At 41.5% G+C, this 15,962-nt stretch carries 13 protein-coding genes and 1 riboswitch; of the genes, 2 read left to right on the forward strand and 11 right to left on the reverse strand.

Features of this window, described 5'->3' with window-relative positions; translation table 11 throughout:
* Positions 1-8: 8 nt before the first annotated feature.
* The 4 genes from ACFQZX_RS10455 to ACFQZX_RS10470 all read right to left on the reverse strand — a co-directional run bounded on the left by ACFQZX_RS10455 (position 9) and on the right by ACFQZX_RS10470 (position 3,337).
* A complete protein-coding gene (locus ACFQZX_RS10455; protein ID WP_377114753.1) occupies positions 9-752 on the reverse strand; it encodes a menaquinone biosynthetic enzyme MqnA/MqnD family protein in 744 nt (247 codons plus the stop codon).
* A 12-nt stretch (positions 753-764) separates the two neighbouring features.
* Positions 765-1,391 (reverse strand): histidine phosphatase family protein, encoded by a 627-nt coding sequence (locus ACFQZX_RS10460; RefSeq protein ID WP_377114756.1) that lies wholly within the window; start codon positions 1,389-1,391, stop codon positions 765-767.
* A gap of 94 nt (positions 1,392-1,485) precedes the next feature.
* Positions 1,486-2,679 (reverse strand): aminofutalosine synthase MqnE, encoded by a 1,194-nt coding sequence (gene mqnE, locus ACFQZX_RS10465; RefSeq protein WP_377114759.1) that lies wholly within the window; start codon positions 2,677-2,679, stop codon positions 1,486-1,488.
* A 133-nt stretch (positions 2,680-2,812) separates the two neighbouring features.
* A complete protein-coding gene (locus tag ACFQZX_RS10470; protein WP_377114762.1) occupies positions 2,813-3,337 on the reverse strand; it encodes a hypothetical protein in 525 nt (174 codons plus the stop codon).
* Between the two features lie 98 nt (positions 3,338-3,435).
* On the opposite strand from ACFQZX_RS10470, the gene ACFQZX_RS10475 reads away from it, so the two are divergent.
* Entirely contained in the window at positions 3,436-4,551 is a 1,116-nt protein-coding gene (locus ACFQZX_RS10475; RefSeq protein WP_377114765.1) for a trans-sulfuration enzyme family protein, read from the forward strand.
* Positions 4,552-4,562: 11 nt separating this feature from the next.
* Here ACFQZX_RS10475 and ACFQZX_RS10480 read toward each other — a convergent pair whose 3' ends face one another.
* The 4 genes from ACFQZX_RS10480 to ACFQZX_RS10495 form a co-directional block, all read right to left on the reverse strand.
* Positions 4,563-5,246, reverse strand: a complete 684-nt coding sequence (locus ACFQZX_RS10480) for an SIR2 family NAD-dependent protein deacylase (protein WP_377114767.1) — start codon at positions 5,244-5,246, stop codon at positions 4,563-4,565.
* An 81-nt stretch (positions 5,247-5,327) separates the two neighbouring features.
* Positions 5,328-5,900: a DUF6580 family putative transport protein gene (locus ACFQZX_RS10485; protein ID WP_377114770.1), complete on the reverse strand. Its 573-nt coding sequence runs from the start codon at positions 5,898-5,900 to the stop codon at positions 5,328-5,330.
* Between the two features lie 48 nt (positions 5,901-5,948).
* Positions 5,949-7,025 carry a YncE family protein gene (locus tag ACFQZX_RS10490; protein ID WP_377114772.1) on the reverse strand — a complete coding sequence of 359 codons (1,077 nt, stop codon included), beginning with the start codon at positions 7,023-7,025 and terminating at the stop codon, positions 5,949-5,951.
* Between the two features lie 11 nt (positions 7,026-7,036).
* Entirely contained in the window at positions 7,037-9,061 is a 2,025-nt protein-coding gene (locus ACFQZX_RS10495; RefSeq protein WP_377114775.1) for a TonB-dependent receptor plug domain-containing protein, read from the reverse strand.
* A gap of 95 nt (positions 9,062-9,156) precedes the next feature.
* Positions 9,157-9,360: riboswitch (cobalamin riboswitch) on the reverse strand.
* 111 nt (positions 9,361-9,471) lie between these two features.
* Here ACFQZX_RS10495 and ACFQZX_RS10500 point away from each other — a divergent pair.
* The gene (locus tag ACFQZX_RS10500) at positions 9,472-10,353 is read left to right on the forward strand and encodes an SRPBCC family protein (RefSeq protein ID WP_377114778.1); all 882 of its coding nucleotides are present in this window, start codon (positions 9,472-9,474) and stop codon (positions 10,351-10,353) included.
* Positions 10,354-10,453: 100 nt separating this feature from the next.
* On the opposite strand, the gene ACFQZX_RS10505 is transcribed toward ACFQZX_RS10500, so the two are convergent.
* Genes ACFQZX_RS10505 through ACFQZX_RS10515 form a run of 3 tightly spaced genes read right to left on the reverse strand, consistent with a single transcriptional unit; the run spans position 10,454 to position 15,859 of the window.
* The gene (locus ACFQZX_RS10505; RefSeq protein ID WP_377114781.1) at positions 10,454-11,881 is read right to left on the reverse strand and encodes a dihydrolipoamide acetyltransferase family protein; all 1,428 of its coding nucleotides are present in this window, start codon (positions 11,879-11,881) and stop codon (positions 10,454-10,456) included.
* Between the two features lie 44 nt (positions 11,882-11,925).
* Entirely contained in the window at positions 11,926-13,173 is a 1,248-nt protein-coding gene (locus ACFQZX_RS10510) for a competence/damage-inducible protein A (protein WP_377114784.1), read from the reverse strand.
* Between the two features lies 1 nt (position 13,174).
* The gene (locus ACFQZX_RS10515) at positions 13,175-15,859 is read right to left on the reverse strand and encodes a putative LPS assembly protein LptD (protein ID WP_377114787.1); all 2,685 of its coding nucleotides are present in this window, start codon (positions 15,857-15,859) and stop codon (positions 13,175-13,177) included.
* Positions 15,860-15,962: the final 103 nt, after the last annotated feature.

Here is a 15,962-nt window from a genome sequence, read left to right on the forward strand (position 1 = left end):
TACTGTGATTATAAAGCTTTGATGTAATCCAGGAACAGGTAAAGGGCTTTTTTCTTATCTGCTGTTAATTCAAAATCCAGTTTATGCATCAGGTAATCTTCCAGATCAAAATCGGCACGATGCGGCAACTCTTTAAGCAGGTTGTGCCTATGTGCAAGGCCGAGGCGCAGTGCCTGGTTAAATTCACTTATAAAACTTTCCGGTATAGGCTTATTAGCAATCCAGGCTGCAAATACAAAAGGTAAGCCTGTGAATTTTATCCATTCTTCGGCAAGGTCATAAACATACTTATATTGGTCTTTTTTGCCAAAAGTGCGGTCGCCAATTTGTACAAAAGCGGTATTAACATCAGCAGGTGAAGCATAATCCGCAGCATCTTTGATAAATTCGGGCTCGACTTTCCAAAAGTTTTTCAGCAGAACACGCGCAAGGTTATTTGAGCTACGCGATTCCGGGTCGAGCTGTACTTTTGTAACTTCCTGTATCGGGCAATTGCTAAAAATAAAAACAGAATTAACAGGACCGCTCGCACCTATGCAATAGTCAGAAACAATTTCCCACTGTGGTAAACTCAAAGCGGCAGCCACCGGTATAAGCCCGATATCTACTTTATTATCAATAAGTTTTTGAGCACAATCAGATGGCATATCCATGCTCAGTTCTATTTTATCGATAATTTCTGAGTGTAGGATGCCGTATAAAAAAGGTTTGGTGTTAGTATAACTAACGGCAGATATTTTAATCTTGTTCACTTATCAGTCTTCTTAAACGTTTTTTAAATGTAGGGCGTTGTTGGCATCAACAATTTCAAATTGTTGGCCATCATACGTTACCTTGTAAAGTACAAGGTTTTGGTGCGGAAAGTTATCCATGTTGGATAAAGGCTGGTTGGTTAAAATACACATCAATAAACGCAAAGCACGGCCATGCATACATATCAGCACCGTTTCTTCTTCCGGGTGGCTCATAATAATATCAAGTGCCTCGCGCTGGCGTATAGCAACTTCGTTCGGGCTTTCTCCGCCTTCAAACTTTGCATCCAGTTTGCCATCGAGCCAGTCGCGCATTAATTGTAAAAAAGCCCCTTTAGTTTCGGGCGTATTTGGCTGCCCTTCGTGTATCCCCCAAGCCAGCTCATCAAGGCCGCTTAGTTTTTCGTAAGGGATGCCGGCATCAATAAATGGCTGAATACTTTGCTGTGTGCGCTTTAAGGCAGATATGTAAATTTTATCGAAGGGAACATCCTTATAAGCATCATAAAATAATTGGGCCTGCCTGCGGCCTTCATCGTTCAGGTCGGTATCACGCCCACGGCCTTGTACAATGCCCAGCTTATTTAATTCTGTTTGCCCGTGGCGTACTATATAAAGTGTTTTTTTTATATCGTTCATTTAAATGTTCGTTCATTGGTTCACTGGTTTATTGGTAATTAGTTTATCTCATCTGTCAGTAACTGATTTGATAATAAGCCAATAAACCAACCAACTAATTTATAACCGGCAGTTTGTAATAGGCCGGCTTAGGAGTATCCTCAAACTGGTAGTCCTGGTAATCGGTAATTACATTGTATAAGGTATCACGTTCTATCGGATGACGCCCAACGTTCTTGATCAGTTCTACCAGTTCTCTCGTACTCATGGCCGGATGCTGCTCCTCTGCCCCTGCCATTGAATATATTTTGGTAGTATCATCAAGCGTACCATCGATGTCATCAACACCAAAGTTTAACGAAAGCTGCGCTGTTGTGCGGCTTATCATAGCCCAGTAAGCTTTTATATGATCAAAGTTATCCAGGTAAATGCGCGCTATGGCATAGTTCCGTAAATCTTCAATAACTGTAGATTCAGGCACATTACTCATCTGGTTATCCTGGTTGCGGAATTTTAATGGTATAAAGGTCTGAAAACCACCGGTGCGGTCCTGCAACTGGCGAAGGCGGTCCATGTGGTCCACACGATGCCAGTATTGCTCGATATGGCCGTAAAGCATGGTAGCGTTTGAACGCATGCCCAATTTATGCCACTCTTCGTGTATGGCCAGCCACTGCTCGGCGTTGCATTTATCTTTAGCTATTTTATCGCGCACTTCAGGATGAAATATCTCTGCTCCGCCCCCCGGGATAGATTCTAAGCCGGCATCTTTCATCATCTTCATGCCGGTAGCGTAATCTATTTTTGCTTTTTTAAATATGTAATGATATTCTACGGGAGTTAGTGCCTTTACATGCAACTCCGGGCGATGCGCTTTTATACTACTGAATAACTCTGAGTAAAACGGAACATCGTACTGAGGCAATACGCCGCCCACTATATGCACTTCAGTAACCGGCTGACCGTCGTATTTCTTTACGATATCCAACATCTCCTGCATGGTATACTCCCAGCCGTCGGCGCGTTGTTTGATCAACCTGGAGTAAGAACAAAACTTACAGTCGTAAACACACAGGTTTGTTGGCTCGATATGAAAATTACGGTTAAAGTAGGTTTTATCGCCGTGCTTTCTTTCGCGGATGTGATTGGCAAGTACCCCCAGATAGCCCAGTTCTGCTTTCTCATAAAGCAAAACGCCTTCATCAAAAGTGATGCGCTGGTTATGGAGTACCTTCTCAGCAATGTCTTTTAGTTCTGGTAGAAGCTGAGGATTATTCAACAACACCAGTAAATCATCTGATACTTCCATTTAGAAAAATGTTTGAGCAAATGTAGCAAAATGCATTAGCTTTAAAACTAATGCACACATTTAACTGGTGTTTAAACACCGAAGTATGACAATGATGTTACAGTGAAACAGCATGATCTTTTACAAGGTGTTATTACAGCTTTTTCAGATCCTTTATAGAGATACCTGTAAAGCAATCATCCTGACAGCCTTTTGATACGTATCCCGCAGAGGAGATAATACCATCATTATCAGTTCTGAAAGATACATCGTTATCTTTTTTGCTAACGTTTAGCCATTGCTTTTTAGCTTTAGCATATATCTCGTCAAGTGTTAATGTTTCAGCTGCGCGCAATTGATCATGAGTATTTAAAGAGTCTTCGTTTTCCATCCATGTTTCCACTACAGATGGTGGAGTACCACCACCCGTTGCCTGGTTAGACCACATTGTAAATTCGCGCTGCACTACTTTACCGTTTTTTACAGTAATTTTTGTTTCTGTACGTTCTGCAAAAAAAGCGTATGCCCGGTAAGCTGTATAGGAATAAGAGTTGTTACTCTGTTTTTTAAATGCCTGCCACTTTTCAAAGCTATTATCATACACTGAGTTTATCTTATCTTTTTTACATGCCGACAAAACAGTGACCAGGAATGTTAAAACGTAAAGTAGCCTTTTCATTTGTATGTAGTTTATATATCAAAATACGCGAATATGCTGTGATATGCTATATTATTCACAAATTTTCTTAGTTACTTTGAATAGCATACTTTGATACCATGAAAATAGAAACTATTGCCATCCATGCCGGTAACTATATAGATCCTTCATCTAAAGCGGTTATACAGCCCATTGTAATGGCCACAACGTTCGAGCGCGACGAAGATGGTGGGTTTTCATCAGGGTATCAATATAGCCGTTCTGCCAACCCTAACCGCGCAGCTCTAGAGCAGGTGGTGGCACAACTTGAAAACGGTGTGGAAGCAGCCGCATTTTCATCAGGTAATGCAGCGGGTATGTCGGTATTTCAATCGCTTGAACCCGGAACGCATATCATAGCGCCTGATGATATGTATCATGGCCTGCGTAACCAGTTAAAAACACTTTTTGCCGGTATATTAGAGTTTGATTTTATTGATGTGAATGACACAGACATTTTAAAATCACATATAAAACAAAATACAGGAATTATCTGGATTGAAACACCATCTAACCCTCTCCTTAAAATAACAGATATAAAAAAGGTAGTTAATGTTGCACGTGAGCACAACATCAAAGTTGTTTGCGATAATACTTTTGCTACGCCTATATGCCAGCAGCCGCTTACCCTGGGTGCCGACCTGGTGATGCACTCATCAACAAAATATTTTGGAGGTCATAGCGATTTAATGGGCGGTGTGTTAGTTACAGCCGAAAAAAGCGATTGGTGGGAAAAAATACGTAATGTACAAACCATGGGGGGTGCAGTGCCATCGCCTATGGATTGTTATTACCTTACCCGCAGTATTAAAACCCTTCCATACCGTGTTAAAGGGCATGTACATAATGCGCAGCTATTAGCCCGGTTTTTACAAAACCATCCACGGGTTGAAGAAGTAATGTATCCAGGATTAGCCTCACACCCGCAGTACGAGATTGCAGAGACACAAATGAGCTATCCGGGTGCAATGATATCCTTTACCTTAAAAGGTGGCGAACAGGAAGCCAAAAAAGTTGTGAATGCCTTAAAGATATTTATTCAGGCCACAAGCCTGGGTGGCGTAGAAAGCCTGATTGAACACCGCGCATCAGTTGAAGGACCTGATACCAAAACACCGCTTAACTTATTGCGTGTATCGGTTGGCTTGGAGCATATTGATGATCTGACTGCCGATTTAGAACAGGCAATGGCATGAGTGGGCTTATATTAAACAGCCAGTAATTTTTCTACTATCATAGGCACACCAACTGAGGCTTTGCTTGGCACCTCCGTTATACCCTGGATATGCACTGCCGGGATGTGAGGATCGATGATATATTTGGGCACCTCCCGGGGCACGTAATTGATGAGCCCGGCAGCAGGGTAAACCACAAGTGATGTTCCAACCAGAATAAAGATATCTGCAGACGCACATACCTGAGCAGCAGTTTCTATCATGGGCACAGCCTCGCCAAACCAAACTACATGAGCACGCAACTGTGAGCCCATTTCGCATTTCTCGCCCATCTTTATCTCCCAACCATCAATAGGATAAGTAAGCTTTGGATTGATACTGCTTTGCGAGCGGGTAATAATACCATGCAGATGCAATACATTTCTTGAACCTGCCCGCTCATGCAGATCATCTATATTTTGAGTGATGATAGTAACATCATACTTATCCTGTAATTGCGCAAGGGCATAATGAGCTGCGTTGGGTTGTGCCTCTAAGACAGATTTTCGTCGCTGGTTGTAAAAATCCTGTACCAGTTGCGGATCGCGGGCCCAGGCCTCGGGGGTTGCAACATCCTCAATGTTAAATCCCTCCCAAAGCCCGTCACTGTCCCTGAACGTTTTTAAGCCGCTTTCCGCGCTTATCCCGGCGCCGGTTAATACAACTACCTTTTGCATAATAAATATTAATCAGCCTAAAATACAAACATAAAAGGCGGCTACACAAAATAACCGCCTTTGAATATAATAAAGTACCTTTTAGAGGACCAGCTGCCTTTCGTTTCGTAGTACAGTAAATTTGGCTTTTGCAAATTCAAAGCCACCAAACAGCAAAAACCCAAACACAATATCACCAAAAACCATATTTCTTTCAAACGGGATGGCGGCAACAAGTGATTGGCCATAGCCTGCAAGCGTATGTGGGTACATTGTTCCGTACAGCCATGGCAGGTCCATAATCAACCAGTGAATCAAAACGCCGGCCAATGAACCAAGGGCTACATTCGTAACTGTAACTTTCGGAATGATTGTACCAATAAATACCATAAGCGCGAAACAAACATACATCCATATTGCACCGGTATTAAAAAGTATCCATTTTGTAGTATAAAGGTAATTGATAAAAATATCGCTTATAAACAGCGCAGCTACCGGTACCAGATAAGCCTTCCATTTTTCGTTAAAATACGCTCCGCCAAATAGCGCTATGGCACCTACCGGCGTAAAATTGCTTAATACCTGGAATTTATAGCTTACCAGGCGCATGCTCGCAGCGGCGAATATCATTAAAATTAGCACCAAAGTGCGGGTATTGGCTTTTTGTGTAGACATAACAATAACTGTTAGGCAAATTTACTGATTATATGCAGCAATCAAAACTTACTTGTTCACTAAAACAATTGCACCCGGATTGATGCCTGTTTTTACCGAGTACTCCATTTTTCCGGTTTTATCGAATGCGTAAAGCAAGCCACTGCTACCTGTATAACTTACGGCATCTCCTACAAATAACTCGCCGGTGTTATTGTCTATAGCTAAACTATAAGGTATAGCTAAAGTTACATTTCCGCTTATAAAACTTTTAGTTTTAACGGTTTCAGTTTTCACATCATAAACCTTGATCTTTTTTGCATCAGAGTAATAATAAGCCACATCCCCGCTTACCAAAAACTCCGACCCATAACCGAGATCAATATCCTTTGTGTTTTTTACAACATCAGTTTTGTTATCAATAATAGTAAGCTTTGGCGAGGCAGAATAGTTTCCGTAAGATACTACATATACATCCCCAAACCCATCTGCAGAAATGGTTGTAGGGTTAGCCGGCACCTCTATTTTTTTTGTTTCGGTAAGTGTATTTAGATCGATGACAGACACCGTTTTATCAGGAGTATCAAGGTCAAGCCCACCTGAATTAGCTACATATAATTTCCCGTTAGCTATAACCATTTGCTCGGGGTTACGGCCAACCTTGATGTATTTTTCTATGGTTAGTGAAGCTGTATCCAGCACTGCAATTGTTCCGTCGTAAGATGAGATGAAAGCTTTGTTTTTATTAAATACTACATACCGTGGTTGTCTGTCAGTACCGTTATCATCCATTTTAATTTGCTTGATAGACCTGGCGGTTTTTGCATTCAATACCTCAAGCGTGCTTGATACGTTTACTGTAATGTACATTTTTGAGCCATATATCTGCGCATCATTACCTGTATCGCCCAACCCGCGTGAATTAACTTTGCTGAATATATCATCAATAGCCACCTTTGTTGTATAATCATAGTATGTCAGAGTACTATTATTCTGGTTAAAACTACCCTCGTTTAATATATATACACCTGCCCTTTCGGCCACAGGGTTTACAGGATTGGGCTCCACCCTATCCTTATGACATGATGTAAATGCGACAGTAAGTGCAGCGGCGGTTATAAAACTTCTAAGTTTAAGTTTGTTCATGCTATGATAATTTAAATAGTTACTTGAATAGAAAAACGATACGAGCGCCCCGGCATAGGGTAGCTCCTGATAATTGAATAATATTTATTGAAGATGTTATTTGCTTCGGCAGAAAGACGTACCGGTAATTTATTAAATTGAATGTCGTAAACTGCCGATGCATCACTTACCGAATAACCAGGCAAACGGTATTTTACATCCTCTGAGCCGTTATAATTGCGGTGCGAGGATAAAACCTGGTTATAATAAACACTTAAACGCTTATAATTAATGCCTGCGTTTAAAGCGAGTGTATTTTTAGGTGTATAAGGTATTTGTTCTAAGTAATTGCTGCCAGGAGAGTCGCTAACATCCAAAGCATCCTGATAAGTGTAATTAGCCGCAAAAGATAACGACAGGTTATTAATTCTACGGCTTGCCGCTTTAAAGCCGAAATCTATCCCTTTTATATCAACCTCACCAACATTACTATACGAAAACACTGCCGGGTTTTGGTTTGGCAGCGCGATAATCTTGTTATGCACATTGTTATAATAAGCATCTGCATTAAGACTAATATAATTTACAAAACCGTCGAAGTTTTTACTGTAGGTAGCACCCAGATCATATTGTTTAACAAATTCTGGCTTTATAATACGCTCTGCAAAAGCAAAATAATACAGCTCATCTAAAGTTGGGTACCTGAAAATGTTTTTATAGAACGCCCTGATGGTCAAATTCGCGGCAGCCAATGGCCGGAACGATGCAACAACCGTAGGCGATAATACAGGCTGCTGCTGTAAAGCCGATCCGCGCTTAACACTTTCATGCAAGTAAGTATACAGTAGGTTACCGCTAAACTCCCAGCGATTAAGTTTTATGTTGCTGGCTATAACATTCAGTAATGTAAAACGTGTTGGATAAGCGTAACGCTCTATATCGGCGTTTACTTTGGTAACAGAGGCATCAGCAGCATACGATATCACCCAAAAAGGTTTGATATTGTAAGTAACGGTCGCCGATTGATATGCCTCCTGCTGTTTGTAGTGCTGCAGTATAAAGCCCTGTGTATTGAAATATGGCGAATCGAGATAACGGGTTTTTAATTGAGATAACTTGCTGTTCAATAGTAATTGTAAACTATTTCTCCAGATGTGCTTATAGCTTGCCTGTACAAATACATCATCATTATCCAGATTTTCTCCTGGCGACTGGCTGTAATATACAACCGCGCCAGGCAGTCCGCGCTTTGCATTGTAATAGTTTAAGTGGATATTAAAGGTACTGCTGTCGCTTTTATGCCAGTATAGAGCTGCATCTGTTTGAAAAGATCTTACCTCGCTATGCCTGCGGGTTGCTAATGTATCGCTACCGTCACCTTCCACCTTGTATTTATACCTTCCGTTAGAGTTGATATAATTGGTGCTTAATACTGCATACCAATTGTTATTAATATGCTGCTGCAATTGAATAAAAGGATTGAACAGACCGAAACTACCACTTTTTATGCCAGCAGTTATCCCAGTGGTTTTGCCGGATGGGAGCTTGTTAGTTTTAGTGGTAATATCAAGCACGCTGGCAAAAGCAAATGCCCGTGCATGTTGCAGCAAATCATCCGGCTGGGCGTTATAAAGGGTTATCTTATCAATGTTGCTAAGATTAAGTTTACTTAGGTCTATCTGGCCGGTCTGAGCATCATTAATTTGCAGGCCATCATAAAATACTGCTGTATGATTTGAGGCTAACCCTCTTACAGAAATTGTTTTGATGCCACCAATACCGCCATAATCTTTAATATTTACGCCACTAAAACTTCTTACTGCATCGGCAACATTGAAAGCGCCGTATTTCACAAAATCTGCGCTGGTTATTTGTTGTGCGGGTGTCTGCGATTTTAAAACAGGTATTACATTAGCCTTTACTGATACCTCACGCAAGCTACGGCTGGTATCCGTTTGCGCGGATATCTTTTGAGCGAACAAAGTGATGAAACTCAGCAGTACCCAAAACCTGCAAAGTCTGAAAAAATAGTATTCGCTTGATATGCAACGCCTCATGAGTACTGTTTAACATGACGCGCAATAGCAAAACGGAAATGAGATACCTGTTAAAGTGCAAGATCCGAATGCATGCTTTATTACGCGAAAGCCATGAATTTATAATGCTAAAGGCAGGTATTCTGACTTACTCCCCTCTGCCCTGTCTTCCCATCCCCCGCAGGCAGACAGTGACATATTGAACGGACATTAGTTAACGGAGCTTACAGCTGCGCGACAGTTACGGATTTTCACCGTATTCCCTTTTAATCCTATATATTTTAAAATAATATATAAAAACCTAAAGCGCTGCAAAGGTAATGATACAGATGGTAAACGCAAACAATGATTACATACACGGGTTAAAAATATTACGGATTAAGCAAACCCGGTTTATTTTAAATTGTTATCAAATCAACAAAACATTCAATATGACAACATTAGCAGCAACTAACCGATGGAGAGAAACGTCGGCTGATATAGAAAATGAAAGGGCTTCGCAAAGCGTTAACCTGTCGCAGGCAGAGCGCACCATTTCAATTGCAGGTGGCGTAAAACTGGCGCTTTCCGGCTTTAAAGGATTGTTTAAAAGTCCGTTTGCAAGTATCATAAAGCTTGGAGCCGGTGGATACCTGCTTACCCGTGGCATCACCGGCCATTGCGAGTTATACTCGCGTATGGGTCGCAATACAACAGAGCCGGTCAATGTAAATATCCGTTCATCTTATTTAATTAATAAACCACGCCAGGATGTTTATGATTTTTGGCGCAGACTGGATAACCTGCCGTTATTTATGAAGCATCTTGAAAGTGTGGAAATAATTGATGATGTGCGTTCGCATTGGGTATTGAAACTACCTGTTGGGGCAGCAAAAGTAAGCTGGGATGCAGAAATAGTTAAAGATGAGCCAGGATATAGTATAGGATGGAGCTCTCTTCCCGATTCGCTGATAGACAATGCAGGCAAAGTAACATTTCAGGACAGCCCGGATGGCGATGGTACGCTGGTAGATGTAGTTATCTCCTACCGGCCACCTGCTGGTGGTTTTGGCGGCAGCATAGCCCATGTGCTTAATCCTGTATTTAAAAACATGGTTGATAATGATGTACGTAACTTTAAACAGTACATGGATATAGACGGCGGCAACACTAATTCTGAAAAAATTTCGGAACCAGTTGCTCTAATCATTGAAGAAACTATCATTGAAACCGAACCGGAGCAGGAAGGTAATACGCGCATTCAATCAAATTCTGAACCGATGGATGTTCCTCGGAGCAGTAGTTCATCAAACGACCTTGGTGCTAACCAATAAGCATATAATTAACTTGGAAAGCATAAAATAATTAAGGCTTCCTCATTAGGGGAAGCCTTATACATTTAAAAACTCACAAATTAAATTAACTATATATTGGTTATAAACTTCTCGTTGTATCCCAATTTTCAAGGTATTGGGCAACGCGGCTTACAAAAGAACCGCCCAAAGCGCCGTCTACCACCCGGTGATCATAAGATAGCGAAAGAAACATCATATGCCTTATGGCAATGGCATCACCCTGCGGTGTTTCAATAACCGCGGGTTTCTTTTTTATAGCACCTACAGCAAGTATAGCTACCTGTGGCTGATTGATAATAGGCGTACCCATAACATTGCCGAACGAACCCACATTGGTAAGTGTAAATGTTCCGTCGCGCACATCATCTGGTTGCAGCTTATTGTTGCGGGCACGATTTGCCAAATCATTAACCGCCTTGGTTAAACCCGTTAGGTTTAGCTCATCTGCTTTACGGATGACTGGTACTATAAGGTTGCCGCTGGGTAAGGCGGTGGCCATGCTAATATTAATATCCTTTTTCCGGATGATCTGATTACCGTTAACAGATACATTGATCATTGGAAAATCTTTAATGGCTTTTACAACGGCTTCAATAAAGATTGGTGTAAAGGTAATTTTCTCACCCTCACGTTTTTCAAAAGCGCCTTTTATTTTATTGCGCCATAAAACCAGTTCGGTAACGTCAGCTTCCACAAAAGAGGTTACGTGTGGTGATGTTTGCTTGCTATGAACCATGTGCTCGGCAATAAGCTTACGCATACGATCCATTTCAATAATTTCTTCCCCGCCGGATACTGATGAAGCTGCTCTGGGCTTTTCGCTTATAAAGGCTGATTTTGCATCAGATTGTGAAGGATAATCGCCCGAAACAGGTTGTTGTTGAGTTGCAGTACCGGTTTGTGACACATCGGCTACGTCATTCCCTGAAGTAGATTTATTCCTGTTACTTATATATTCAAGTAAATCATCTTTTGTTAAACGGCCTTCTGCTCCACTGCCGGGTATAGTATCCAGTTCTTTGTTGCCAATACCTTCTTGCATGGCGATGTTTTTAACCAATGGTGAGTAAAACCGATTCTCGTATTTAATACTATTAACTGGTATAGATTCGGTTTGATTCAGTTGAGCGATACCGGGGATATCGCTAACACCTTCTTTCTCTTCTGTATTTATATGGGCCTGTTGTGTAGTATCTGGTTTTTCTTGATTAACAACTGCAGATGCAACTGACGAATCAGTTACCGGTTGGGCGCTTAGTTCTTCTTCCTCAGTTTCTATGATAGCAATTACAGATCCAACCTGTACTACCTCATCTTCTTTACAAAGCTGTTCGGCTAATTTGCCCGATACCGGAGAAGGAACTTCTGAGTCTACCTTATCGGTAGCTATTTCCATAACTGCCTCATCTGCCTCGATATAATCGCCTGGTTTTTTAAGCCATTTAATTATTGTTGCTTCTGCAACACTTTCTCCCATTTTCGGCAATAACAATTGGTATTTGGCCATAAGTAGAAATATAGATCAACGGTCAAAGTTAGGCATTTCAAAGTTTAGATAGTAGCCTCTTTTAGCAAAGTATTCAACATAAAAAAGGCTGCTATTGCACTTCTTTCTATATTTTGTGCTCTCTTGTTGCCAAATGTGAACTGTTTTACCATGGTTTTAGCAGCATTTGCCGCGGCAATCCATACGGTACCAACAGGCTTATCGTCTGTACCACCACCAGGGCCTGCAATTCCCGTTATGGCAATGGCATAGTCAGATTTGAACTGCCTTAAAGCGCCTTCCACCATTTCTGTAACAGTTTGTTCGCTAACGGCGCCAAAACTCCATAAGGTTTCATTATCTACACCTAAAATATCATGTTTTAATTGATTTGAATAGGTAACGGCTCCACCTAAAAACACAGATGAGGAACCTGCATGCTGAGTGATCAGATGCGATACATAACCGCCAGTGCAGCTCTCGGCAGCAGAAAGAGTGAGCCCGCGGCTTTCCATCAAATTCAATATTACTTTTTCAATCGGCAAATCCTCTCCGGCGATAAAATTGATACCTACCCTTTCGATGATTCGGTCGGCATAAGTGTCAATTGCTTGTTGCAAAACGCCTTTATCCTCACCATAACCACTTAAACGCAAACGCACCTGTCCCATTTTAGGCAGGTAAGCCAATTTGATGTTTGCCGGCAGATCGTTTTCTATATCAGCTATCTTTTCCGCGAGGTAAGATTCACCTTCGCCCGCCGTAAGAATAGTTTTATGAATAATTACAGGCAGGGACAGCGTTTGCTTAAGTTTAGGTATTATCTGCTCCTCCATCATGTACATCATCTCGAACGGTACGCCCGGCATGGATACATAAATTTTACCCCCTTCGTGAAACCACATACCCGGAGCAGTGCCATTATTATTTGGTATTACCACACAGTTTTGCGGCACCTGTGCCTGCATCCTGTTAACATCCAGCATAGGGCGGTTATACCTCTTAAAAATGTTTAACACATTATTCAAAGCCTCCTGGTTTAAAACAAGTGGCACATCAAAATACTGTGCAAGGGTTTGTTTAGTGATGTCATCTTTGGTTGGACCAAGGCCGCCGGTGATCAAAATAATATCCGCCCGTTGTGCAGCGCCGGCTAAAGCAGAAAGTATATGCTGCCTGTCGTCAGATACTGAAGTAATTTGCTTAACACGTATCCCTTCGGCATTTAACTTCTGTGCCATCCAGGCCGAATTAGTATCAACTATCTGGCCTATAAGTATCTCATCGCCTATGGTAATTATTTCTGCTATCATATTAATAAAAACCTGGGTTGTTAGTATAATCGCTGCGTTTGCTCAACTTCAGGTCCTGCAAAATGGATGCCTTAACTTTAAGCGTTACGTTGTATGATTTATAATAGCCAAATGGCAGCCATTGTATGGAAAGGTCCCAACAATGCAGATCGCGATATATGGCGAATGAAGTAGCATCAGATATTTTCCCGGCCTTAAAATCATAAGTGGTATTATATTGTATTTTCCACTTTTGTGTAAGGCTTACGTCGCCGCTTATCATTAATGTATTGCTGGACGAGCTGTTTACAATATTGTTAGCATAAGTAAAACTGTAATTTAATGATATGTTCCATGGCACATTAAAATCAATGTATGCGCCCGGATCACCGTTGATCAAAGCCAGCCGCTGTGCCTGGTCTGCTGTCATGGTTTGCAATGTGGACCCCGGTGGCGGTGTTGCTTTTGGCTTGAATGTCGACGAGTTTAAACTGCTGCTCATAGAGAAATTAAACTGCCTTAACAGCGGGAATCGCCCATCCTGCCACCTGTAACGGTTTATCGGGCGGATATAATGTATCAGTTGGCCGTTGGAAATAGAATCCCGTACCAGCGTAACATATGGATCAAAAGATCCGCTGAAATTCAGGTTGACCTTCTGGTTTAAAATTGAGGTATGGCCATTAAAGTTTATATTGGATAGTTTAAGTGAATCCGCCGCAAAGTTATAAAAGGTAGACAATGTTAAACCTTGTAGTATAGGTACTTTTCTTGATGTGCCGGAGGTATCTGTACTTTTTGGCTTCACCTTCGCTTCAATTGTGTTGTCAAGCGAAAATCCGATACCTGCCTGTTTACCTGCGGATGGCCCGCCGTATACCGACTGCTCATATATAGAATAACGTTGCGCGTAGTAAGGATATGGTACTGTCGCACTGCTTACAGCTGTACGATAATAACCGTAGCTTGGATCGCCAAAATCCGGACGGTAATTAAAGCTGATTGAAGGAGTTGTAACGTGACGGATAGCTTGTATATTTCCCTTTTTAAATGGAACAATGCCATACAGTTTGGTAGAAACGCCTGCACTTAATGTATATTCATAATTACGCGAAAAACCAGGCACCGTATCGGTAATAGGTACTACCTGCCCAGCTACAGTACCACGCTGAAAACTTTTATTTATGGTTTGCAAATACCAGCGCTCGGTATAGTTTACACCGGTGTTAAATTGAAAGTATTTAAGAAATGTAGAGTTGAATGCAACCGGAATTGTATGCTGTAAACCGTTTTGCAATCTTTTTGCAAACGTATTTGATTTAAACAGCTCCGACTCGGGGATGTTATTCAGTTTATTGGTACCCACAAGGCTGTAACCAACAGTTATTTTCTGATACCACTTTTGTTCGCCTACCCTGTCTTTCGAGTCGAACGGACTAAGAGTTGACATGTTAAAGCTAAAGGTTGGTAGCTCAAGCGTTACTGTTTTTTGCTGAAGGTCCTGGCTATGGCCCAAACTGACATTTAAATTAAATGGCGAATTGGCCCAGGTTTTCCCGTAAGATATGCTTGAACGTAATGTGTTACGTGTAAGCGACTCTAAATTGTACCCGCTTTGGTTAACACTGTTTGAATAAAATGTTGAGGTACCTGCATTCACCGATGCACTGAACGTTGTACCCGGATTAGCGTTGGGATCTTGAGAGTGGTTCCAGGTAATGTTAAAGTCCTTTGCAGCAGGATCGCCGGGAAGCCCATAATTATGTGAGCCATAACTTAGCGTTAAGCTACCACCGTATTTATAACGTTTTAAATAACGGGCGTTTGTATTTACCTCAAACGATCCTTTGGAGTACAACGTCGCCATTGTAGTAAGGTCAATATTATCATTTAAGGCCATGTAATAGCCAAGGTTACGCAAATAGAAACCCAGTTTTTGATCCTCGCCGAACGAAGGCAGTATAACGCCTGAAGATCGGGAATTAGGCTTTGGGAAAAAGCCGAAAGGAATGCCTAAAGGCAAAGGCACACCGGCAATTTCCAGGTAGGCAGGACCCGAAATGATCCTGTTTTTTTGGCCGATACCTTTTGTTATAACGACACCAAAATGCGTATCAGGATAAGGCAGGTCGCAGGTACTAAAGATTACATTCCTGTAGGCCACCTCTTCCTCATTAAGCCTTTTTGCCTGGCCGCCAGACAGAAAATTCCCTTCCTGCTCTGAGGCCGGGTTCCATATCTTACCTTTTTTGGTTTTATAATCAAACAAAAGTGAATCTGATGCAACCGGTTTTTCTGTGCCAGATTTAGATAAGGGGCGGCCAATGTGCCGCCTGGTACGTGGGTCTATTGCGCCACTGGCAAATATCAGGTGCTTTTTTTCATCAAGGCGGATGTATTCGGCATCAAGTTCAAAGTCCTCATAAGTAACCCTGGCCTTACCGTATAGATAGGTTATTTTATTTTCATTATCTACAAAGGTGGAGTCTTCTGCAACGGCTTTTACTATTGATTTTAAACCGCCTGCACTTGGTGTTGTATCATTCTTAGTGGTATTCGCAACGGTTGCAGCAGTACTTTTTTTACCCTTGCCGGCTACAGGTTTTTTACCGTACTGAATCAGTTTTTTATCCCTTGCCGAGTCGAGTTTTATGATAGTATCTCTAAAAGCTATGCTATGGTAACCTTTTTTTGCAGAGGCTATCATGTTAACCGTCAACACAAACGCGAGTAGAAAAAAAAGCCTAACTAATTTCAAAATTGATTATGAATACTATTTTTGCAAGGTACAGTTAACAGCCCCCAAACAT

Origin of the sequence: Mucilaginibacter litoreus, from assembly GCF_042676805.1 — a bacterium.
Lineage (GTDB): Bacteria > Bacteroidota > Bacteroidia > Sphingobacteriales > Sphingobacteriaceae > Mucilaginibacter > Mucilaginibacter litoreus.

Excerpts from the sequence above, each read along its gene's own strand:
- ACFQZX_RS10485 (WP_377114770.1), bottom strand. The coding sequence starts at position 5,900 with ATGTCTACACAAAAAGCCAATACCCGCACTTTGGTGCTAATTTTAATG.
- ACFQZX_RS10500 (WP_377114778.1), top strand. The coding sequence starts at position 9,472 with ATGACAACATTAGCAGCAACTAACCGATGGAGAGAAACGTCGGCTGAT.
- ACFQZX_RS10490 (WP_377114772.1), bottom strand. The coding sequence starts at position 7,025 with ATGAACAAACTTAAACTTAGAAGTTTTATAACCGCCGCTGCACTTACT.
- ACFQZX_RS10470 (WP_377114762.1), bottom strand. The coding sequence starts at position 3,337 with ATGAAAAGGCTACTTTACGTTTTAACATTCCTGGTCACTGTTTTGTCG.
- ACFQZX_RS10475 (WP_377114765.1), top strand. The coding sequence starts at position 3,436 with ATGAAAATAGAAACTATTGCCATCCATGCCGGTAACTATATAGATCCT.
- ACFQZX_RS10505 (WP_377114781.1), bottom strand. The coding sequence starts at position 11,881 with ATGGCCAAATACCAATTGTTATTGCCGAAAATGGGAGAAAGTGTTGCA.
- mqnE (WP_377114759.1), bottom strand. The coding sequence starts at position 2,679 with ATGGAAGTATCAGATGATTTACTGGTGTTGTTGAATAATCCTCAGCTT.
- ACFQZX_RS10495 (WP_377114775.1), bottom strand. The coding sequence starts at position 9,061 with ATGAGGCGTTGCATATCAAGCGAATACTATTTTTTCAGACTTTGCAGG.
- ACFQZX_RS10515 (WP_377114787.1), bottom strand. The coding sequence starts at position 15,859 with ATGATAGCCTCTGCAAAAAAAGGTTACCATAGCATAGCTTTTAGAGAT.
- ACFQZX_RS10480 (WP_377114767.1), bottom strand. The coding sequence starts at position 5,246 with ATGCAAAAGGTAGTTGTATTAACCGGCGCCGGGATAAGCGCGGAAAGC.
- ACFQZX_RS10510 (WP_377114784.1), bottom strand. The coding sequence starts at position 13,173 with ATGATAGCAGAAATAATTACCATAGGCGATGAGATACTTATAGGCCAG.
- ACFQZX_RS10460 (WP_377114756.1), bottom strand. The coding sequence starts at position 1,391 with ATGAACGATATAAAAAAAACACTTTATATAGTACGCCACGGGCAAACA.